This window comes from Marinimicrobium sp. ARAG 43.8, assembly GCF_050113635.1.
Lineage (GTDB): Bacteria > Pseudomonadota > Gammaproteobacteria > Pseudomonadales > Cellvibrionaceae > Marinimicrobium.
In genome coordinates this window covers 288,295-310,116 of the sequence record NZ_JBNJLT010000002.1, presented here as the reverse complement: position 1 = coordinate 310,116, position 21,822 = coordinate 288,295, and the positions used below count along the sequence as shown (strand labels likewise).

At 56.2% G+C, this 21,822-nt stretch carries 17 protein-coding genes, 1 tRNA gene and 1 CRISPR repeat array; of the genes, 10 read left to right on the top strand and 8 right to left on the bottom strand.

Annotated elements, in window-relative coordinates:
* Positions 1–81 precede the first annotated feature (81 nt).
* On the top strand, positions 82–2,418 hold the full coding sequence (mrcB, locus tag ACQCLF_RS06635; RefSeq protein ID WP_426985518.1) for a penicillin-binding protein 1B: 2,337 nt from the start codon (positions 82–84) through the stop codon (positions 2,416–2,418).
* 253 nt (positions 2,419–2,671) lie between these two features.
* On the opposite strand, the gene ACQCLF_RS06630 is transcribed toward mrcB, so the two are convergent.
* Positions 2,672–3,085: a tetratricopeptide repeat protein gene (locus ACQCLF_RS06630; RefSeq protein ID WP_426985517.1), complete on the bottom strand. Its 414-nt coding sequence runs from the start codon at positions 3,083–3,085 to the stop codon at positions 2,672–2,674.
* A 174-nt stretch (positions 3,086–3,259) separates the two neighbouring features.
* On the opposite strand from ACQCLF_RS06630, the gene ACQCLF_RS06625 reads away from it, so the two are divergent.
* Positions 3,260–3,336: transfer RNA gene (locus ACQCLF_RS06625), tRNA-Pro, on the top strand.
* A 164-nt stretch (positions 3,337–3,500) separates the two neighbouring features.
* Here the strand turns inward: ACQCLF_RS06625 and ACQCLF_RS06620 are convergent.
* Both ACQCLF_RS06620 and ACQCLF_RS06615 read right to left on the bottom strand, forming a co-directional pair.
* Positions 3,501–3,803 (bottom strand): addiction module antidote protein, encoded by a 303-nt coding sequence (locus ACQCLF_RS06620; protein WP_426985516.1) that lies wholly within the window; start codon positions 3,801–3,803, stop codon positions 3,501–3,503.
* Positions 3,804–3,806: 3 nt separating this feature from the next.
* Positions 3,807–4,103 (bottom strand): type II toxin-antitoxin system RelE/ParE family toxin, encoded by a 297-nt coding sequence (locus ACQCLF_RS06615; protein WP_426985515.1) that lies wholly within the window; start codon positions 4,101–4,103, stop codon positions 3,807–3,809.
* A 248-nt stretch (positions 4,104–4,351) separates the two neighbouring features.
* Between ACQCLF_RS06615 and ACQCLF_RS06610 the strand changes: the two genes are divergently transcribed.
* The 8 genes from ACQCLF_RS06610 to ACQCLF_RS06575 all read left to right on the top strand — a co-directional run bounded on the left by ACQCLF_RS06610 (position 4,352) and on the right by ACQCLF_RS06575 (position 17,074).
* On the top strand, positions 4,352–5,188 hold the full coding sequence (locus ACQCLF_RS06610) for a WYL domain-containing protein (protein WP_426985514.1): 837 nt from the start codon (positions 4,352–4,354) through the stop codon (positions 5,186–5,188).
* A gap of 116 nt (positions 5,189–5,304) precedes the next feature.
* Entirely contained in the window at positions 5,305–6,285 is a 981-nt protein-coding gene (cas1f, locus tag ACQCLF_RS06605; RefSeq protein WP_426985513.1) for a type I-F CRISPR-associated endonuclease Cas1f, read from the top strand.
* Positions 6,282–9,686, top strand: coding sequence for a type I-F CRISPR-associated helicase Cas3f (gene cas3f / locus ACQCLF_RS06600; protein ID WP_426985512.1), 3,405 nt, complete (start codon positions 6,282–6,284; stop codon positions 9,684–9,686). The genes cas1f and cas3f overlap by 4 nt, the downstream gene beginning before the upstream one ends.
* Before the next feature lie 43 nt (positions 9,687–9,729).
* Positions 9,730–11,088 carry a type I-F CRISPR-associated protein Csy1 gene (gene csy1 / locus ACQCLF_RS06595; RefSeq protein ID WP_426985511.1) on the top strand — a complete coding sequence of 453 codons (1,359 nt, stop codon included), beginning with the start codon at positions 9,730–9,732 and terminating at the stop codon, positions 11,086–11,088.
* Complete coding sequence (gene csy2 / locus ACQCLF_RS06590) at positions 11,081–12,061, top strand: type I-F CRISPR-associated protein Csy2 (protein WP_426985510.1); 981 nt, start codon at positions 11,081–11,083, stop codon at positions 12,059–12,061. Before csy1 ends, csy2 begins: the two co-directional genes overlap by 8 nt.
* 26 nt (positions 12,062–12,087) lie before the next feature.
* A complete protein-coding gene (gene csy3, locus ACQCLF_RS06585; RefSeq protein WP_426985509.1) occupies positions 12,088–13,107 on the top strand; it encodes a type I-F CRISPR-associated protein Csy3 in 1,020 nt (339 codons plus the stop codon).
* Positions 13,108–13,110: 3 nt separating this feature from the next.
* Positions 13,111–13,674 carry a type I-F CRISPR-associated endoribonuclease Cas6/Csy4 gene (gene cas6f / locus ACQCLF_RS06580; RefSeq protein WP_426985508.1) on the top strand — a complete coding sequence of 188 codons (564 nt, stop codon included), beginning with the start codon at positions 13,111–13,113 and terminating at the stop codon, positions 13,672–13,674.
* A gap of 129 nt (positions 13,675–13,803) precedes the next feature.
* A CRISPR array of direct repeats spans positions 13,804–16,411; the repeat unit is 28 nt; unit sequence GTTCGCTGCCGCACAGGCAGCTCAGAAA.
* 192 nt (positions 16,412–16,603) lie between these two features.
* Positions 16,604–17,074 (top strand): nuclear transport factor 2 family protein, encoded by a 471-nt coding sequence (locus ACQCLF_RS06575; RefSeq protein WP_426985507.1) that lies wholly within the window; start codon positions 16,604–16,606, stop codon positions 17,072–17,074.
* 22 nt (positions 17,075–17,096) lie between these two features.
* On the opposite strand, the gene pelA is transcribed toward ACQCLF_RS06575, so the two are convergent.
* The 5 genes from pelA to pcnB all read right to left on the bottom strand — a co-directional run bounded on the left by pelA (position 17,097) and on the right by pcnB (position 21,796).
* A complete protein-coding gene (gene pelA, locus ACQCLF_RS06570) occupies positions 17,097–18,296 on the bottom strand; it encodes a pectate lyase (RefSeq protein WP_426985506.1) in 1,200 nt (399 codons plus the stop codon).
* A 113-nt stretch (positions 18,297–18,409) separates the two neighbouring features.
* Positions 18,410–19,237, bottom strand: coding sequence for a 3-methyl-2-oxobutanoate hydroxymethyltransferase (panB, locus tag ACQCLF_RS06565; RefSeq protein WP_426985505.1), 828 nt, complete (start codon positions 19,235–19,237; stop codon positions 18,410–18,412).
* A gap of 20 nt (positions 19,238–19,257) precedes the next feature.
* The gene (locus ACQCLF_RS06560) at positions 19,258–19,932 is read right to left on the bottom strand and encodes a deoxynucleoside kinase (protein WP_426985775.1); all 675 of its coding nucleotides are present in this window, start codon (positions 19,930–19,932) and stop codon (positions 19,258–19,260) included.
* A 12-nt stretch (positions 19,933–19,944) separates the two neighbouring features.
* Complete coding sequence (gene folK / locus ACQCLF_RS06555) at positions 19,945–20,445, bottom strand: 2-amino-4-hydroxy-6-hydroxymethyldihydropteridine diphosphokinase (RefSeq protein ID WP_426985504.1); 501 nt, start codon at positions 20,443–20,445, stop codon at positions 19,945–19,947.
* Positions 20,446–20,455: 10 nt separating this feature from the next.
* Positions 20,456–21,796, bottom strand: coding sequence for a polynucleotide adenylyltransferase PcnB (pcnB, locus tag ACQCLF_RS06550; protein WP_426985503.1), 1,341 nt, complete (start codon positions 21,794–21,796; stop codon positions 20,456–20,458).
* Positions 21,797–21,822 lie beyond the last annotated feature (26 nt).

Sequence of the window (21,822 nt, the reverse complement as noted above, 5' to 3'; positions counted from 1 at the left end):
TTGGTCGACCATTATGCAAAATAAGCGCCGCTGGTGAAAGCCAGAGTCAAATTGAAGTGCCTGTGTTGAAGTGAGAGTGTAGTGAGCAAGAACCGATCTCGTCGATCATCTCCCCGCCGCCGCCAGAACCGTGGACGCCACGGCTGGGCACTGTTTCGTCTTTGGGCGCTGTACGCTCTGGGCATCTTTACATTGCTGTTCGCGCTATGGGTGCTGTACCTCAATGGTGTGGTGCGGGAAAAGTTTGAAGGCAAAAAATGGTCGGTGCCGGCGCGGGTCTATGCGCGGCCGCTGGAACTGTATCAAGGGGCACCGCTGACGGCGGACCTGTTCGAGAAAGAGCTGCTGGCTTTGGGGTATCGTCCCGTCGAACGGGTGTCCGGTCCGGGGCAGTACGCGCGTCGAATGGCCGGTGGAACCCGCCACTACGACATTTACAGTCGTGGCTTTTTGTTTTGGGATCAACGAGAGCCCGCCCGGCGTTTTACGATGACGCTCTCCGGTGGGCGTATTACCAACCTTAGCAATTCTGATGGCCGTGACCTGGCGCTGATGCGCATGGAGCCAGAAGAGATCGGCGGTATTTTCCCAGCGCACGGCGAAGACCGACTGCTGGTGCGTCTGGAAGACTTGCCGCCCTTGCTGGGGGAAACTCTGCTCGTGGTGGAAGACAGCGATTTTCTGCATCACTTTGGTGTGTCACCGTCCTCCATATTGCGGGCGGCCTGGGCCAACCTCAAAGCTGGTCGGGTGGTTCAGGGTGGAAGTACTCTGACCCAGCAGCTGGTCAAGAATTTTTACCTGACCCGCGAGCAAAGCCTGCAACGCAAATTGCAGGAAGCCATTATGGCGGTGCTGCTGGAAGTGCACTACAGCAAGTCAGAGATTCTGGAAACCTACATCAACGAAGTGTACCTCGGCCAAAGTGGCGCACGAGGCGTGCACGGTTTTGCCCTGGGCGCGCAACACTATTTTCGCCAGCCTTTGAATGAATTAAACACCGAGCAGGTCGCCTTGCTGGTGGCGATCGTGAAGGGGGCCTCGTTCTATAACCCCTGGCGGCATCCGGAGCGCGTGCGTGAACGGCGCGACCTCGTGCTGCGGGTGATGGCCCGGGAAGGATTAATCGACCAGGCCGAGTTGCAGCGCGCGCAGCGTGCCCCGCTCGGTATTGTCCCCAACACCCAGTACAGCTTGCAGAGCTATCCGGCGTTCATCGAGCTGGTCAATCGGCAACTGCAACGGGACTATCGCGAGGAAGATTTGCGCAGTGAGGGACTGCGCATCTTCACCAGCTTGTCTCCCATGATTCAGCGCCGTCTGGAGCGCGTGGTCAGTGAGCGTGTCCATCAATTGGAGCAGCGACGCGGCACGGAAAACCTGCAAGTGGGGGCGGTGGTGACCTCGGTGGGGGCGGGCGAAGTGCTGGCCCTGGTGGGCGACCGCAATGGTCGGTTCAATGGTTTCAACCGCGCGCTGGATGCCCGGCGACCGATTGGCTCGCTGGTCAAACCGTTTGTGTACTTAACGGCGCTGGAACGGGAGAAGGAATACCACCCGGCCACCTTGATCAGCGATGAACCGGTGGTGGTCGAGGCGCGCAACGGCAACCGCTGGGAGCCGCGCAATGCCGACCTGAAAAACCACGGGGAGGTGCCACTCTACCAGGCATTGGTACACTCCTATAATCAGGCCACCGCGCGCCTGGGCATGAACCTCGGGTTGGGTGCCGTTTACGACACACTGAGAGCGGCTGGTTTTGAAGGCGACATCCCCGGTGTGCCGGCTATCCTTCTGGGTTCAGTGGAAATGACGCCCTATGAAGTGGCCGGCATCTACCACACGCTGGCGGCCGAAGGTGTTTACACGCCTCTGCGTGCCATTCGGGAAGTGCTGACCGCCGAAGGCCAGCCTCTCAAGCGCTACCGGCTGACCATGGAGCAGCGCTTCAGCACCGAGGCCAGCTTTCAGATGCAGTACCTGATGCAACTGGTATTGCGTGAAGGCACCGGCCGCTCCGTTTATCAACAACTGCCGGAGGGGCTGGCCATGGCTGGCAAAACCGGCACCAGCAACGACTACCGTGATAGCTGGTTTGCCGGATTCAGCGGCCAGCACCTGGCCGTGGTCTGGATGGGGCGGGATGACAACCGACAGACCTCACTTACCGGCTCCTCCGGTGCGCTGCATGTGTGGGCCGACCTGATGGCGGAATTGCCCACGCAGGGCCTTCCGCTGGAGCCGCCGGGGGATGTCAGCTTCGACTGGCTCGACAGCCGCACCGGAAAACTCAGCGCCGAGCGCTGTGAAGGTGCCGTCTGGCTGCCTCTGCGGGCAGGTCAGGGGCCGACCGATTCCGAACGCTGCCGTATTGATCGCTCATCCTCCCCCAGCTGGTGGGATCGGCTGTGGAATTGATGCCATAAAAAAACCGGCGCCAAAGCACCGGTAAAGATAGGAGTGCACATTAAGGAAAGCTCCTGACTTGACCCCGCAGGGCCACACTGGTGGGGTCCCAACCGGAGACGGCAAGCACCAGTACCTATAAGTATTGGTGCTCTGAGCGGAATCGCCAGTGAACAAAGCCGGTGCGTTAAACAGAATTGAAATAGGCGCCGCAGCGCCTATCAGGAATAGTTATATTTGATGGGGGGGGACAGCCGCAACGGGTTTAGAAGCGCAGCGTACCGGTATTCTGGGCCGCCTGGTCATGCACGGTTTCCAGCGCCTGATACAGGTGCGAATCCGGCGGGCTGAACCGCAACCCCTGGCGGGCGAACTGCCGGGCCTGCTCCGGCTGGGCCAGCGTCATATAGCTCTGGGCGAGTACCAGATACAGCTCGGGTTCACGGCGGTCAATGCGCAAGCCGCGTTCGGCAGAAGCAATCGCGCCCTGGAAGTCCCCCTGTTCAAACGCCAGTCGCGCCTGATCAATCAGCGAGACCACCGCAGCCGCCGTGGTATCCACCTCAGGGGCCTCAGCCGCATCCTGTTCTTCATCAGAGGGCCGCTCCAGCGGACCCACGCAGCCGGCCATTCCCAGCGCCAAAACCCCGGCGCAAACCAGTCGAAAAGCGTTGTTCACGAGCAATACCTCATGCTTAAGGGTCAAAACCGGGCCATGATACCAGTTGCCGAGCCAGAATGAAGCCGTTCTGAAGCGGGAATCCGCGCGTCCGGGCCTGGTAAATACCAATCGGCCATTTACAGACGAAAAACAGCTGTTATAATTCCGCCCTCGCTGGCACAGCCAGCCTGTCGGAGCGTAGCGCAGTTTGGTAGCGCACCTCGTTCGGGACGAGGGGGTCGGAGGTTCGAATCCTCTCGCTCCGACCACTGATTCAAGACTAAGCCCCTGATTTTCCTAGAGAATTTCAGGGGCTTTTTCGTTTTGACACTCTTTTTATACATGTATAAAAACGAAGACGCTCAAATAAGCGTCAACCCCTCCAACACCACACCCGAAAACCGGAGCGGGGATTCACGCTCTGGTGGCGCTGTTAGACAAGTTTGGAGGGCTGGACGGAGAAGCGCAAACCAAGGCTTTTGGCAATTTTGGTCATGGTGGCGAAGGTGGGGTTACCGGTACCTGATAGAGCTTTGTACAGCCCCTCCCGGCTCATCCCCACGTCTCTGGCCAACTGGCTGATGTTCCGTGACCGGGCAATGTCGCCGAGGGCTGCGGCGATCAAGGAAGGGTCACCATCCTCCATCACGGCATTGAGGTAAGCCGCCATGTCTTCCTCGCTCTGGAGGTAATCCACGGTATCGTAACGGCTGAATTCAACTTTTTTGGCTTCCACGTTTTACTCCTCCCACTGCTTGGCAATGGTTTTGGCTTGCTCGATGTCGCGCCTCTGGGTGCGCTTATCGCCACCGCAAAGGAGCACCACAATGACCGGCCCTTTCGAGGCGTAATACACTCGATAACCCGGCCCATAATCAATCCGCAGTTCCGACACACCCTCACCCACAGGCTTCACGTCTCCGGGGTTGCCGAGGCTCAGTCGACGAAGCCTAGCTTGCACTCTTGCTCTCGCTTGTCGGTCCCTCAGTCCAGACAACCACCGGTCAAAGGTGTCTGTTTTGAATAGCTCGATCATGTGTCAACTATATCTGACAGTTTGGGTACGGTCAATACGGCGTCCGCCGACTCAGGTTCGGGCTGGTCTCCATCATTCATGTCATCTTCCGAGACTGCTTTACTGCTAGACTAGCTGCTCCATACCTCATCCCGCTTGTTTTCTGGAAGTCGTTGTTTGGCGTAACTATGCTGTGAAGTGGCATTATGTAACAAGCGTCACCTAACATGGCATGATTCATCGGATAACTGAATATTCAGCAGACATGTATGTCGATACCCAAGGATACTCAATCAGAACGTTTGACCCTTCTAGAGCTTGTGGCTTATTGGGAGGGTAAAGTTAATACCACCTTGCTCACTAGGCATTTTGGTATTTCCCGTCAGTATGCCAGTGTGGATCTGAAGCGCTATCGGGATCTAGCTCCAGGCAACTTGCGATATTCCCCCTCCGACAAGTCTTACCTTGCCAATACAGGTTTCAGCCCCTGCTTTATCAATAGTGACCCGTCACAATACTTAAATTGGCTCAGCATTGGATATGTCGAACGGCGAAGCCATAATGTTTCTAACGAAGCTCTAACATTGCCACCCCGTCAGGTTTCGCCAGAAATAATGCGTGGATTGGTTTGTGCCATTCGGGAAAAGCGTAGACTGGATGTGGATTACGTATCGCTGTCCAACCCAGACAGGCAAGGGAGAATTATCGCTCCTCACTCCTTTGTAAAAACGGGTTTACGTTGGCATCTAAGAGCGTGGTGCGAAAAAAAACAAAGTTACCGTGATTTTGTGCTCAGTCGTTTTCGCGGTGCCCCCGACTTGATGGGTAAGTCGCCCAATACCGAAGAACAAGATGAGGCTTGGAATACCAAGGTTACCCTTATCTTTCAGCCTGATCCTCGCCTTTCTCCTGCTAAACGCCAGGTTCTGGAGCACGATTATCAAATGTGCAACGGTGAGCTTCGTATTATCACTAGAGCTTGCTTGGCTCAGTATTTACTCAATGAGATGCAAGTAAATACTAAAGTATTGGATGGCACGCCTGAGGCTCAGCAACTGGTGCTTGTCAACCAAGCTGACATACGAGAATGGTTGTTTGAAGGATAAAGGCTGAACTACCCAGGAAACATGACAACAAAGTTTACCTGTGTTTTTGCTCAGTATTTTTCGAATCATAATAATTCGCTAACGTTGGATGCCTTAATTGAGAAATGGAGTAGCTCGTGGAAGATATCTCACCGTCCGATTTAAAAACCATCTTGCACTCCAAGAGGGCCAACATCTATTACCTCCAATATTGTCGTGTGTTGGTCAATGGCGGGAGGGTGGAATATGTCACTGACCAAGGAAAGGAATCGTTGTACTGGAACATCCCTATTGCCAATACCACCAGCATTCTATTGGGTACGGGCACGTCCATAACGCAAGCCGCTATGCGAGAACTGGCGAAAGCCGGTGTACTAGTCGGTTTTTGTGGGGGTGGAGGCACTCCGTTATTCTGCGCGAACGAAATGGACTTTGATGTGGCCTGGCTTTCGCCTCAGAGCGAGTATCGCCCTACAGAATATCTGCAATCCTGGGTCAAGTTCTGGTTTGATGATGATCTGCGTCTCACTGCCGCCAAGGCGCTACAGCAGTGTCGTTTGGTGCGCTTGCAGCAAGAGTGGCAAAAAAGGGCTTTACGTGATGCTGATTTTGCTGTTGATGTTGACCGTCTGGCTAGCCTGATAATGGCCAGTTCCCAGCGTATAGACTCGCAATCCGATACTTCTGCGTTGCTGACAGAAGAAGCCCGACTGACCAAGGCGTTATTTAAGCTGGCGGTGGATGCCGTCGGCTATGGAGATTTCACTCGAGCCAAGCGGGGGACTGGCGCCGATCCCGCTAACCGTTTTCTGGATCATGGCAACTATCTGGCCTATGGCCTGGGTGCCACCGCGACCTGGACCCTGGGTTTGCCACATGGTTTGGCAGTGCTGCACGGTAAGACGCGCCGTGGTGGTTTGGTATTTGATGCTGCTGACTTGATCAAAGATGCGGCTATATTGCCCCAGGCCTTTCTCTCGGCGATGCGCGGCGATGAGGAGCAGTTTCGCCAGAACTGCATAGAAACACTGACCCGAAGTGAGTCTCTGGATTTTATGATCGACACATTGAAGTTGATCGCCGAGAAAACAGCTGCGTTAGTGGGGCGGGAGGAATGAACGTTCTACTCGTCTCTCAATGTAATAAACGCGCTCTGAAGGAATCCCGCCGGATACTGGATCAGTTCGCCGAGCGCCGTGGGGGCAGAGCGTGGCAGACGGCCATTACCATGGAGGGCTTAAACACTTTACGCAAGTTACTGCGCAAAACCGCCCGCAAAAACACAGCGGTGGCCTGTCACTGGATTCGAGGCAAAGACCACAGCGAATTGATGTGGATCGTGGGTAATGCGAGCCAGTTTAATCTCCAGGGGGCGGTACCCACGAATACGACTCGACGCAATATCGTGCGTAGCGCCGATGAGAACGACTGGCACACTGGAGAAGATATTAAACTATTGGCTCAGTTGGCTGCGCTGCTGCATGACCTGGGAAAGGCCAGTGTAGCCTTTCAGCAACGCTTGAGAAATGAGCGAAAAGAAAAGAACTTTTACCGGCATGAATGGGTTTCCCTGCGCCTGTTTCTGGCGTTTGTTGGCAACGATGATGATGCTGGCTGGTTGCGACGGCTGATCAAGCCTTCGCCGGAGGATGATCAGAGCTGGTTACAGAGTGGTCGCTATTGGCGCGACGGTCTCGACGTAAAAACACCTGCACCGCTCAAGGCGTTGCCTCCGTTGGCCGCTGCCGTCGCCTGGTTGGTGTTGACCCATCATCGTTTGCCGGTCATGCCTGTTTGGGATACACAAAAACAGCAACAAGAGCGGCTTGGGAAAAAAGCATCTTTTGATCAGGCTGACGCACTGGCGGATTTGATTCAAGGAGTTACTCACGACTGGAATGAACAGAAACGCGAAGCTGACATCGCTACCATTGAGCCGTACTGGAAAATGGCGGACGACCTCCCGATCAATATGCCCAAATGGAGGACCCAGTCGGCTAAGTTGGCCAAGCGCCTGCTGGCCCTGATGGATAAAGGCCACAGCAATTGGCTGGATAACCCCTATGTAATGCATCTGGCCCGTCTAAGCCTAATGTTGGCAGACCATCATTACTCGTCTTTGCCTCCAAACAGTTCCGAGCGGGTTAGAGCGGATAGCCAGGGACCTTTGTTTGCCAATACCCACAAGGACGGCAAGCTTAAGCAAACGTTGGACGAGCATCTGTTGGGGGTGGCCAGGTTGGCTGGGAGTGTGAGTCATGCTCTGCCAGGTTTTGAGCGATTTCTGCCGAGGCTGGCTCGGCACAAAGGCCTCAAGAAGCGCAGTAGTGTTGAACGTTTTCGCTGGCAGGACAAAGCCGCAGATGCGGCCACAGCAATACGGGAAGTTGCGCAAGAACGGGGTGCCTTTATTGTTAATATGGCCTCCACCGGGTGCGGTAAAACATTGGCTAATGCCCGCATTCTAAATGCGTTGGCGGACCCTGTATTTGGCATGCGCGCCACTTTTGCCCTCGGACTGCGGACCCTGACCTTGCAAACCGGGCGCAGCTATCGCGAAGATCTACACTTGGGTGAAGATGAGCTGGCTATCCGGGTGGGTGGCTCCGCGAGCCGCGCCTTATTTGAATACTACGAGGATGAGGCGGAGAAAACCGGATCAGCGTCGACTCAGGCGCTTATCGAAGAGGATAGCCATGTCCTCTTTGAGGGCGAGCATGCCGACCACCCGTTGTTATCCAAAGCCATGGCCAACCCCAAGATCAGTTCCCTTCTGTCTGCCCCGGTGCTGGTTTGTACGATTGATCACTTGATGCCCGCTACCGAAGCTCAACGCGCCGGACGCCAAATAGCACCTATGCTGCGCCTGATGAGCAGCGATCTCGTGCTCGATGAATTGGATGACTTCGATTTGGAGGATTTGCCGGCACTGACTCGACTAGTCTACTGGGCCGGCTTACTGGGCAGCCGCGTAGTGTTGTCGTCAGCGACCTTGCCGCCTGCTTTGCTGGAGGGCATGTTCCAGGCTTACCGCGCGGGGCGGCGACATTATCACAGCAATCGTGGTGTGAATCCCCTTAAACCGGGTGGTACGTTAGAGGTTCCCTGCCTATGGGTCGATGAGTTTGGTGTTCAACGAAAGCAAATACTTTCAAATGATGATTACACTCAGGCACACCACCAGTTTGTGGAACAGCGAGTAAAGGCTCTGGATAAGGCAAACAAGGACGAAGGGGCCAAACGGTGTGGCAAACTGGTGCCGCTGTCTATTGAAAAGTCACTGCCGAAAGAGCAGGTTTACGAGGCGTTCGCCGGTGCCGTGCGCGATGCGATGCTGCCTTTGCACACTGACCACTGCCAAGTCTGCCCCTATACGGATAAACGCGTCAGCTTTGGTTTGGTACGTATGGCCAATATCGAGCCATTATTTCGCGTCGCCGAAGCGCTGTTTCAACTGGGTTCGCCGGAGGGAACCCGGATTCACCTGTGTGTTTATCATTCACGACTGCCGTTGCTGTTGCGCTCGGCTATCGAGAACCAGTTGGATACCACCTTAAACCGTCGTCAGCCCGAGGCGGTGTTCGAGCGCGCTGATATTCGGGCCGCTCTGGATAGTGAATCTGAGGAAAATCATCTGTTTGTGGTGCTGGGCTCTCCGGTGACCGAGGTGGGACGCGATCATGATTACGACTGGGCGGTGGTGGAGCCTTCGTCCATGCGTTCGCTGATCCAGTTGGCGGGTCGTGTCCAACGTCACCGACAACAACCCTGCAAAAGCCCCAATATCGCGATATTTGAGACCAACTTGCGCCATTACACCGGTGGAAATGGGCCGGACAATCTGCCCAAGGCCGCTTTTGTCTACCCTGGGTTTGAGGATGCTTTCGCGCGGGCCGACAAGCCCTTCCGTTTGGTCACTCACAAACTGAGCAAACTTCTTCGAGAGGAAGAGTACGGCATTATTACCGCCCGCCCGCGTATCCAGCCTGGTCCTACGCCCTGGCAAGACAAAAAGAGCTTGGTGGATTTGGAGCACGCTCGCCTGGCCGAGACCATGCTCCCAAAAGTGGTTGAAAAAACTGGGGGGCGTTATGACAGGCAGAACAATCCGCTTAATGCCGCTTCCGCGTGGCAGTACTCCCAAGCGATGCTTACTTGGGTGTTGCCCCAGCAACAGCCCTTTCGCGCTGACGAGGGCCAAAAGGAGGTCACCCTGGTCTTCCTGCCCGATGAAGATGAGGAGCGGTTGGTGCCTCACCGTATTTTCCAGGAAGCGAGCCACGGCAAACCAGCGCTCTATACGTCGGCAGAAGGTTTAGTAGTAAATAGCCCCCTTGAATGCGGCTTGCGGATTCAACCTTGGGGTCACCACGACTTAATGACGCTGCTGGATGAGCTGGCGGCTGCCCAGGGGCAGAACCTAACTCGTTGTGCAGAGAAGTTCACGATGGTCAACGTATTGGAGAGCGCCCAAGGATGGCGTTATAACGCGGTGCTTGGATTCAGTAAAAAGCAATGAATGAAAACAGTGGAAATTATTTTTATTAATAGGAGCGTGATTTATGAATGACAACGATAGGAAGAGGCGTTTTTATCAGGCTATCTCGGAATTTATACAGGAGCGACGAGATGCAAAGCTTAAAGGTCAGGAGGGTGAAGCGGCCGAAAAGCTGGCTGCAAAGTATGAGTACCACACCTGGCTGGCTGATGCTGCCCGGCGCGTATCACAGATCCAGGCAGTGACCCATGTGCTTAAGGCGACGCATCCTGATGCCAAGGGCAGTAGCTTGCATATTCCCCCATATACCCTGAGTCAACGGATAGAAGTAGGCAGTCACCTACTGGGCGAGGATTTTGCGGAAGATGTTGTGGGTAACGCAGCCGCCCTTGATGTCTACAAACTCCTCAAGTTGAAAGTTGATGGCAAGCGACTTTTAGACTGGTTGCAAGAAGATAACCCTAGTCTTTTAGCTGCGCTGGATGCAGAGGAAGTGGTGGCACAGGAATGGGCCGAGGCATTTAAAGTCTTGGTGCGCCCGCCCTCGGCGCTAGTCTCTCATGCCCTCGCAAAACAGGTTTACTGGTGTGTCTCTGGTGAACCCTCTGATAATTCGGCGTTTCATCTGCTTCAGCCCATGTTCTCCAGCAGCTTGGCTCATGAAGTGCACTCCCAGATTAATAACGTCCGTTTTGGGGAGAAAAACAAAGAGGCCCGCCAATCGTATTACAAACGCGCCGCGCACCCTGCGCCTTATGCTGAGTACAGTGGTTTGGCGGTCCGAAAGCTGGGTGGGACTAAACCTCAGAATATCAGTCAGCTCAATAGTGAACGTGGGGGTGTAAACTATTTGTTTTCCTCTGTACCGCCGCGGTGGCGCCAATTTGGCGAACGCCCACTACTCTCCGCCGACTCTGTGTTGCAGAATTTTCGTCGCTATGAAGGTGTCAACGGTCTTATTAAAGCGTTAATCAAATTGCTGAAAGACGATCCGGCTTCCTCGATGGAAACCCGTAAGAAACGGGAGAAAATAGAGCGCTCCCTGGGTGAGTCTCTGGTCGCTTTCGGCTGGGCAGTTAGGCAGTCTAAAGAACCGGGCTGGACTCGCGATTCAGACTGTCAGTTGCCCGATTGTGAAAAACTTTGGTTGGACCCCGAGCGGGCCAATTTACCACCACGCCCCGAGCTGGAGGCTGCTGACTTAGCGTTTGAGCAGGCTTTGACGTGGAAAGACTGGCCGAAAGAGGTAGCAAACCGTTTTGGGAATTGGCTTAACCATATCCTTGTCACAGAGGGTTTTCCAGTTGGTGATACAGAGCTTGCCCACTGGGCCAAGCAAGCGTTGATCGATGCCGACTGGCCAGCGACCATGCGGGGACGAGGTTCCCAGGCGATACGAACTCAGGAGGTGACCAATGCTTGAGTGCCCTCCATTCGATTACCTGATGGTGTTACCCCGCTTGCGGGTCCAGAATGCCAATGCCATTTCCAGCCCACTCACGCATGGTTTTCCCTCAATGACGGCATTTCTCGGTCTGATGTGGGCGCTTGAGCGCAAGGTTCAGGCGCAAGGGCTGGATGTGCAGTTTAATGCAGTGAGTGTTGTGGCTCACGATTATGGTGAGCAAATCCATAAATCCGGTTACACCAACAGTTTTCACCTCACCCGTAACCCCATGGGCAAAGACGGCAAACCCGCCGCGATTGTGGAGGAGGGGCGCATTCATTTGGAGATCAGCCTGGTGTTTGCAATACGCGGTTCGGAGCTGCGAGAACCCAGTAGGGCTCAGGAGGTTGCCGAGCAAGTAAGTAACCTTGTCAGCAGCATGCGCGTTGCTGGAGGAACGGTATTACCAGGTCAGCATAGGCGCTGGCAAGCGCCTTATATCGAGCCGTTTACGGGGGATGCGCAAACGCAACGCCAAATGTTCAACCGCTTGAAAATGCGTCTGCTGCCGGGCTTTGTGCTGGTAGAACGCAGCGATCTTTTGGAGCAGCGCTTGATCGACATCCAAAAGACCGAGCAAGACGCTACTCGGCTGGACGCCTGGCTGTCTTTGTCCCGTGTCAATTGGACCTGGGAGGGCAGCGAGAACAATGCAGAAGGACGATGGCTGCACGACCGACAAGGTTGGTTGGTGCCGATTACGCTTGGGTATGGCGCACTCACAGAATTGCAAGCGCCGGGTTCCGTTGCCAACGCGAGAGATAGCACCACGTCGTTTTGCTTTGTAGAGAGTGTTTATGGCATTGGGCAGTGGCTCAGTCCTCACCGTGTGCAGTCGGCGGAACAAATGCTCTGGTATCCGGATAGTCAGCCGAATGAGGGGCTGTACCGCTGCCGGAATGACTACCGTTCAGAAGAAACCCCTGAATTTGAATACGATTTTGACTAACAACCCAGGAACAAGAGGAAACTATCATGGCGAACGATACTTTGAAAACAGCTTCCGTATTGGCGTTTGAGCGTAAACTCGATCCGTCAGATGCGCTTTTTTACTGTGGTGATTGGGAAGACAGAAAAAATCATGTGGATTGGTCGACCGTGGCAATTAAAGAAAAATCCGTTCGTGGCACTATATCGAATCGGCTTAAAGCTAAGGACCAGGATCCTGCAAAACTGGATGCAGCCATTGAAAACCCCAATTTGCAAACGGTTGACGTAGCGGCTCTGCCTACAGGTGCAGACACCTTGAAAGTTACTTTTACTCTGCGTGTTCTGGCCGGTACAGGAAAGCCTTCTGCTTGTAATGAGCCAGCGTACCAGGAAAAGTTGCAGAAAACAGTAGGCGACTACGTTGTTAACAATGGTTTCGGTGAGCTGGCCAAACGTTACGCGGCCAATTTGGCAAATGGACGATTTCTATGGCGCAACCGGATAGGTGCCGAAGAAGTGGAGGTTCATATTGCGCGCATGCAGAGAGGTCAATCAGCCCAGAGCTGGCAGTGTGATGCGTTGGCTCTATCTCTTCGAGATTTTAGTAGCGACAACGACGATGTTACGGCTTTGGCGCAGGTGATTGAGTCGGGACTGATGGGGGAGGAGCATGTTCTTTTGCAGGTTATGGCGTTTGTACGTCTTGGCGCAGGGCAAGAAGTTTTTCCGTCACAGGAATTGATTCTGGATCGCGGGCGGGGTGATAAAAGCAAAACTTTGTACCACGTGGATAAAGTGGCGGCGATTCACTCTCAGAAAATTGGTAATGCAGTTCGTACCATTGATACCTGGTATCCAGAAGCGGAGGAACTCGGCCCCATTGCCGTGGAGCCATACGGATCAGTTACCACCCAGGGCAAAGCATACCGGCAGCCTAAGCAGAAACTGGACTTCTATAACCTTCTGGACAATTGGGTATTAAAGGACAAAGCACCAGAGGTTGAGCAACAGCACTTTGTGGTAGCAACGCTGATTCGCGGTGGTGTATTTGGTGACGCGGGGTGATTTATGGACCATTATCTGGAAATTCAATTATTGCCAGATCTAGAGTTTGGGCAGCCTATGCTTATGGGCGCACTTTGCAGTAAATTCCATCGTGCTTTGGTGATATTGGAGTCGCAGAGTATTGGGGTAAGTTTCCCCAAGTATAGCCTCAAACCCAAAGGACTGGGAGACACCTTTAGAGTTCATGGTTCAGTCCGAGAATTAGAGCAGCTTCAGGCGCTGGAGTGGCTCAAGGGCATGAATGATCATGTTCGGGTGTCATCTATTCGTCGTGTGCCTGATTCCGCTCAGCACCGTACGGTTAAGCGTCGACAGTACAAAACTAACGTGGATCGACTGCGTAGACGACGAATGACTCGCAAAGGGGAGACGTATCAAGAGGCGTCTGATGCAATTCCGTGCTCAGTGGAGCAACGGCCCGACGTGCCGTTTGTAGTGATGCGTAGCCAGAGTACTGGCCAAGCGTTTCACCTCTTCGTGGAGTTGGGGCAGCCTCAGTCTAAAGCCGTTGCTGGACATTTTAATAGTTACGGTCTTAGCCAAGGGGCTACTGTCCCGGTCTTTTGACCCTTTTTCACAGGGGCTTTGAAACCCCCTGTGAAATCAATGGCTTAGCGCCAGCTCAAAAACTTTGGGTTATCGGTAAGTTTTGAGTAATCTCTTTAAAAATCAGCATGTTACAGCTAGTATACTCTGGTTCGCTGCCGCACAGGCAGCTCAGAAATCACCCCACAGCAGGGTATTGTTGTCGTAATCGTTCGCTGCCGCACAGGCAGCTCAGAAAGTGCATCGATACGACCCCCGCAACGGAAACGTGTTCGCTGCCGCACAGGCAGCTCAGAAATGCTGGAACCCGCGCTTGAACTTGAACCAGGTGTTCGCTGCCGCACAGGCAGCTCAGAAATCGACCATGATGCGCGCCATCTGCTCCTGCTCGTTCGCTGCCGCACAGGCAGCTCAGAAATCAGATGCGTAATACTAACCGCCCACACGGAAGTTCGCTGCCGCACAGGCAGCTCAGAAACGGATGAGCTGGCCTCGTTCCTCGGCCACCGCGTTCGCTGCCGCACAGGCAGCTCAGAAATGGCGTTTTTCGCTGGCAGTGGCGCTGTCGTTGTTCGCTGCCGCACAGGCAGCTCAGAAATTAAAACCGAGGTTGACCAGCACCGGCACGGAGTTCGCTGCCGCACAGGCAGCTCAGAAATGAGTGGCGATAGCCTGGTCGATGTACCAGCCATTCGCTGCCGCACAGGCAGCTCAGAAAAGCTGCTCGTGGTTTTCAGCGAGAATGCCGTCGTTCGCTGCCGCACAGGCAGCTCAGAAAGACAAAAACAGCGAATCTCGTGGAGGTGACGCGTTCGCTGCCGCACAGGCAGCTCAGAAATTCACGTAAATAATTTTTTCGCCCTGGCTCACGTTCGCTGCCGCACAGGCAGCTCAGAAAAGATGATGATGCAGCTGAGCAACCGCCTGGCCGTTCGCTGCCGCACAGGCAGCTCAGAAATTTGTCGTTTGTTCGTTAGCGAGCAGCCAGGCGTTCGCTGCCGCACAGGCAGCTCAGAAATCGCTGAGCGATATCACCCGGCACTGACAACCGTTCGCTGCCGCACAGGCAGCTCAGAAAACCCCATAGCCTCACTAGGGGCGGCTCCCTCAGTTCGCTGCCGCACAGGCAGCTCAGAAAGGTAGATGAAAACTCAGACGGCACCTACGAACGTTCGCTGCCGCACAGGCAGCTCAGAAAGTAATCGGTTTGCGTCACAGTGAGACTTCCGCGTTCGCTGCCGCACAGGCAGCTCAGAAAGGGGCCATGATCTCCGCGCTGACGGTTGAGATGTTCGCTGCCGCACAGGCAGCTCAGAAATCAGTGCGTAACGCGGTCTTCACAACGTCCGAGTTCGCTGCCGCACAGGCAGCTCAGAAAAAACGCCTCCACACCCTGATAGGCACGTACAAGTTCGCTGCCGCACAGGCAGCTCAGAAAATTGATCTGTCAGGCGAGTCGCTGTATCAGTCGTTCGCTGCCGCACAGGCAGCTCAGAAAACTTGCAACCAAACTCCGACCAAGCGCCTCGCGTTCGCTGCCGCACAGGCAGCTCAGAAATTGGGCGTCTGTGAGTATGCCGTGACGGCCTCGTTCGCTGCCGCACAGGCAGCTCAGAAAACGAGCGCTTTTCAATCATTTTTTGGCCACCAGTTCGCTGCCGCACAGGCAGCTCAGAAATATCACGATGGGCCGAGGGGATAAGCGGCGGTGTTCGCTGCCGCACAGGCAGCTCAGAAATTCACTACGGTTTGCTTCCGCCGCAAAGGCCAGTTCGCTGCCGCACAGGCAGCTCAGAAATTCTCCGGCCCAGGCGGCAACCGATTCACGACGTTCGCTGCCGCACAGGCAGCTCAGAAATACGCGCCGGAGCATGAAAACGACACGGAATCGTTCGCTGCCGCACAGGCAGCTCAGAAAACTTCGGCCAGCTCGCGCGCACCAGGTAAATCGTTCGCTGCCGCACAGGCAGCTCAGAAAACTCTCACCGGTGCCGCCGCTGGTGACCACCTGTTCGCTGCCGCACAGGCAGCTCAGAAAGTCGAGCAATACAATCGTGCGATGCAGGGCATGTTCGCTGCCGCACAGGCAGCTCAGAAATTATGCAGGTAGTACCGAGTGATATCCCGCGTGTTCGCTGCCGCACAGGCAGCTCAGAAACTAAGCGCGTCACGAATACGGCCCACAGTCACGTTCGCTGCCGCACAGGCAGCTCAGAAAAAAATTTATTGGAAGCGCTTCAAGTCGCCGTAGTTCGCTGCCGCACAGGCAGCTCAGAAAACCTAAATCCGTGTGCGCTGGCATGGACGATGGTTCGCTGCCGCACAGGCAGCTCAGAAAAGGCGACAGATCGGGCGCTCCCTCTAATTCAGGTTCGCTGCCGCACAGGCAGCTCAGAAATGGCCGTGTCCGCAAAAGAGAAGGGCATCATTGTTCGCTGCCGCACAGGCAGCTCAGAAAACAGCCATGGAGATTGCCGGGCTCAGCGCGGAGTTCGCTGCCGCACAGGCAGCTCAGAAATCGCTGGATTTTGCCGGTGGTGTGGTAGCGGAGTTCGCTGCCGCACAGGCAGCTCAGAAACGCGATACACTGAATCGCAAGCTGGAAATAGAGTTCGCTGCCGCACAGGCAGCTCAGAAATATGCCTACGTGGTACCGCAAACCTGCGGTTAGTTCGCTGCCGCACAGGCAGCTCAGAAATGGGCAATCTCTACGATCACTTGCCCCCCTTAGTTCGCTGCCGCACAGGCAGCTCAGAAAAGCTGGGGCCGCTGCGCGGGTTTCGGCGAGCAGCTTGCTGCCGTATAGGCAGATGAAGGTAGATACATTGATCGGCTCTGCCACAAGGCATATTTGTTGTCCCTTACGCAAGCCTGCGTATTAGGGGGTATTATAAGATCTCCAGAGCATGACGACTTTATAATCAACGATTAGCCCAACAGGTACAGACCCATGCCAACTAACCTCCGCTACTTAGCAATCGCTGCCTGTTTGCTCTCCCCGTTCTCCCTCGCCGCCGATCGTTGCCTTGAAGCGTCGCCATTGAAGGCTCTGGATCATCGTTATGAGGAGGCCTTACGTGTGGGGGAGGTGGATTTTCTGGAGAGTGTGTTAGCCGAGGACTATGTATGGGTGCATAACCACGCGGTGGCCTCGGAAGATAAGAGGACGTTGCTGGCCCGGTTGGGCGAGGGCCATGAGACGCCATTGACGCGACGCTCTGAGTCGGTGTCGTATCGGCGGCTGGCGAACACGGCGGTGCTGGATGGAGTGACGACGGTGGAAAAGTCACCGCGAAAAGCGGGCGAGGCGGTTCGTGTGAACCGCTATCACTTTATGCGCACCTACGTCCTTGTGGATGGGCATTGCCAGTTGTTGTCGAACCAGACGATGAAGGTCTGGAGCAATACGGAGCCGCACTGACAGCGAAGCGTTGCTCTGGGCGTCAGCGCTGAGGGAAGCGCGTTTTCCAATCCTGGTATTTTTCCAGCACCCGGTTGGGCGCGGTGGTATACCAGGCGTAGCCGTCGCGTCTTTCTTTAGAAATTTCCCGGATGTCGTAGTGTATGGAGTGGTCCCGATCCCCAAATAAAGGGTGGTTGGTGCCGATTTCGGCAAACCGTGGCCACAGCGGTGGCGCGTCGGCGTCGGGTACGATTTCCCGGGTGTCTCGGTCCCAGCGGTAGCCGTTTATCTGGCTTTCCTGATACCAATGCATGGCGGCGTGCACCGCACGTTGCACATTGTCCGGCGGTCGGGGCAAATCCATCATGAAGTTCAGTAGGGAAATGCTTTCGGCGGTGGCCAGGGAGACCATTTCATAGGCACGCGCTTTGCGCGGTTCCAGGTTTTTGGGGTCATGCTGACCGCCCCAGATGGTGGGTTCGCCATCGACGACCACTTGAGCGGCCACGACCAGGTCAAGCGCTTGCGCCAGACTGTCGGCGGCCCGCGCCCGTAGGGACTCTGGCGCGGTGTCAAACGGCGGTTGGCCGGTGCTGACCCGATGAAGCACGGTCATGGTGTTTTCCATGGCTTCGTCGTTGAAGGTGATGTAGTCGTGATAGCCGCCGCGCAGCGGGAAGGTTTGCGGCCAGCCGCCGTTGGGGTATTGCGAGGTGAGCAACAGCTCGATACCGCGCCGGTAGGCGCTCTGATAGTCCGGGTTGCCGGTGGCTTTGTAGGCCTTGGCCAGTACGGTGATTTGGGTGGTGGTAGCGTCGTTGTCGAACGTGGGAGCGTAGTTCGGTTCGGCGCCGAAGGCTTCTCCCGGTTGACGGGGTGCGGTGCCCATGTCGGTGCGTTTGCCCCAGCCGCCAGAGGGCGTCTGGAACGACAGCAGGATATCGGCGATGCGCTGGCCTTCGGCGCTGTGATACCAGGCAGACGGCTGGTCGGGATCGAACCCGAAACGGTTGGCACGGCGGGGCAGGGTGGCCTCATCCTGCCCCAGTGAGTCGAGTTCCTGGGCGAGAACCGCCCGGTCTTGTTCGAGCCACTGGTTCGAGCGTTCCTCGTAGGCCTGCCATTGAGCCGGGGTGGTCTCAGGGGTGGATTCTGGACGGGTAGCCTTGGGCGACTGGCACGCAACCAGGACCACAGCCCAGCCTGCCAACACCAGTGGGGCATAGTAGCGATACTTCATGGTTTCTCTCACTCTCGTTATTGTGGGACTTTGGTTTTTTAAGGTTGATCTTGTTGTCTGGAGAGAATACCGGATTGAGCGGCCGTTGAAAAATCGGCCGCATTCGGGGGGCTTTAGAGGAAGATGTGCTCGTCGCCGGGGAAAGTGCCGGCTTTGACGTCGTCGACATACTGTTTCATCGCGCCGGGGATATCACCCGCTTCCACGAGGAAGTTCTTGGCGAATTTGGGCGGTTGTTCGGTCAGCCCCAGAATGTCATTGATCACGAGTACCTGGGCGTCGGTATCGCGCCCGGCGCCAATGCCGACGGTGGGAATGGGAACGTCGCGGGTGATTTGCGCGGCCAGGGCGGAGGGGATGCATTCCAGTACCGCCAGTTCGGCACCCGCCTCGGCCAGAATGCGGGCGTCTTCGGCGATTTCCTGTGCCCGCTCGGGGTCGCGCCCCTGAACCCGGAAACCGCCGAATTTGTTGACCGCCTGGGGAGTGAGCCCGAGATGCGCACACACCGGAATACCGCATTCGGAGAGCCGCCGCACGGTGTCCGCCAGCCACCGGCCACCCTCGATCTTGATCACTTGCGCCCCGGCCTGCATGAGGCGGGTGGCGTTTTTCAGCGCGTCTTCCAGCGTGGCGTAGGTCATGAAGGGCAGGTCGGCGATGATCAGTGACTTCTGGTTACCGCGGGCGACGGCCTCCACGTGGTAGATCATTTGTTCCATGGTAACCGGCACGGTGCTCTGGTAGCCGAGCACGGTCATGCCCAGAGAGTCCCCGATCAGTACGGTTTCCACGCCGCATTTCTGGGCCATGGCCGCCATGGGGGCGTCGTACAGGGAAATCATCACGAACTTTTCACCGTCGGCTTTGCGCTTGTGCAACGTTTTGATGGTGACCGGCTTGGCTGGCGTGTTGTCCGGAATGGGGGAACTGTAGGGCATAGTGCATCTCCGCCGAGGGGTTACAGCGCCGGGGTGGGGTTGTAGTAGTGGCGCCCGCTCTTGATAGTCAACAACGTATCGATCAATTGCTGGAAGTGCTCGCGGTTGCTGGCCAGATCCAGGTCCTGTGCATTCACGATTAACAGGGGAGATCGATCATAGTAGTGGAAGAACTGGGTGTAGGCTTCGTTCAGCGCCTCCAGGTACTCGGCACTGATGTTCTGCTCGCTGGCAATACCGCGCTGACGAATGCGGTCATTCAGCACTCGGGAGGGCGCTTGCAGGTAGATCACAAGATCGGGCACCGGGGCGTCCAGCGTCAGGCGGTCGTACACCTGCTGGTAAATGGCCAGTTCATCGTCATCCAGCGTCACCTGGGCGAACAGCTGGTCTTTCTCCAGCAGGAAGTCGGCTACCTGCACGGGCTCAAACAAGTCGTTCTGACGCAGTTGCTGGAGCTGGTTGGCGCGCTGGAACAGGAAAAACAGCTGGGTTTGCAAGGCAACCGAGCGGGGCGACCGATAGAAGCGCTCCAAAAAGGGGTTTTCTTCGGGCTGCTCCAACAGCACCTCGTAGTTGAAGAGTCGGGCGAGGTTTTTGGCGAGGGTGGTTTTGCCCACGCCGATGGGACCTTCCACGGCAATGTACCGGGGCAGTTCCACCCCGTCGAGATCCACACGCTGTTCGTCAAACATGGCTGCCACGATTCAGGACTCCCGATGCTGGCGCTCTGAAGGAATGCGTTCAATGCCCTCTGGCGGGCACTGGCTCAATAATGACTCAAGAGAGGCCCCGGAGGGAAGCACCAGGTTCGGCGCAATATCCATCAGTGGATAGAGCACAAAGGCGCGATGGGGCATTTCCGGGTGGGGGACCGTTAAGCGCGGCTCACGAAGGGTTTGCTGGCCGTACAACAGCAGGTCCAGATCCAGAGTGCGTGGCCCCCAGTGCTCACCGCGTTGGCGCTGGTGCGCCTGTTCCAGCGTCTGTAGCTCGTCCAGCAGCGAGAGCGGCGCCAACGTGGTGTCAAGACGGGCCACGGCATTGATGAAGTCGGGCTGAGGCGGGCCGACGGGAGCCGTGCGATAACACGGCGAGGTGCTGACCAGGCGGCTGTTCGGTAACTCGGCCAGCTCCTTGAGCGCCTGTGCAATGTGGCGCCGGGGTGAATCCAGGTTGCTGCCGAGGCCAATGTAGCAGGGGATCATGCTTACCCCTTTATCCCTGAGTCGGGCTGGGGGTGTTGTCGCCCTGGGCTTTCGGCCCACTGCGCTTGCGGCGGCGGCTGCGCGTTTTGGGGCCCTGGCGACGGGCGTCGGAGATCATGGTTTGCCGTGTGTCTTCATCGACATCCTGAAAGCGGGTCCACCAGCTACCGGCTCCGTCGAGCTTTTCTCCACCGGCTTCGCGCAACAACAGGAAGTCATAGGCCGCCCGGAAGCGCGGGTGTTCTACCAGTCTCTGGGGCTGGCGACGCTGCACGAGGCGGTGCTGCATGTCCCACATTTCACGCATGGGTATCAGAAAGCGCTTGGGAATGGCGGTGTGTCCCAGTTGGTGACCAATAACTTCGGTGGCAGCCTGCTGAAACGCGGCTTGTGGTGGCATGTCCTTCACCAGTTGATCCGAGCGGGCCACCACGGGCACCCACAGCAGTGCGGCGTAAATAAACGCGGGGGTGACGGGCTTGTCGGCTCTGACCCGCTTGTCGGTATTCGCCATGGTTTCTTCAATCAACGCCAGGCCCAGCGGGTTTCCGGCTTCAAGTGCGGCTTCGGTGGCCGGGAACAGATGGCCGAGCAACTGGTATTCACGCAGCAGGTTGAACGTGGCGGTGGCGGAACCTGCCATAAACAGCTTTAGCACTTCTTCAAACAGCCGTGCCGGCGGCACGTTGTGCAGCATTTCGCCCAGCTCGTAGATGGGATTAGCGGTGTCTGGCGCTATCTGGAAGCCGAGCTTAGCGGCGAAGCGCACGGCACGTAGCATCCGCACCGGATCTTCCTTATAGCGGGTTTCCGGGTCGCCGATGATGCGCAGCGTGCGGTTTTCAAGGTCTTCAAGACCACCGGTGTAGTCGTGAATCGCGAATTCGTTCAGGGTGTAATAAAGGGCGTTGACGGTGAAATCGCGTCGCACCGCATCGGTTTCGAGGGTGCCGTAGACATTATCCCGCAGCAGCATGCCCTCTTCGCTGCGAGACTGGTCGTGGTGTCCCCGGAAGGTGGTGACCTCGATAATCTCGCGCCCCATGCGCACATGCACGATTTGAAAGCGTCGGCCGATAATGCGGGCACCCCGGAACAGCCGTTTGATCTGCTCGGGCCGTGCGTCGGTGGCGACGTCAAAGTCTTTGGGGTGGCCGCCCAGCAGCAGATCTCTGACGCCGCCGCCGACCAGGAAGGCCTGAAAGCCGGCGTCTTCCAGCCGTTTCATGATGCGCAGCGCGGCCTGGCTGATATCGCGGCGAGACACATTGTGTTGGTCTCGCGGGATCACGAGAGGCTGGTCAGTGCGTTGGGTGCGGGGGCGCAGTTTATCGAGGAGCCGTTTTAACATGGGCAAATTGGAGTACTGTGTCTGGG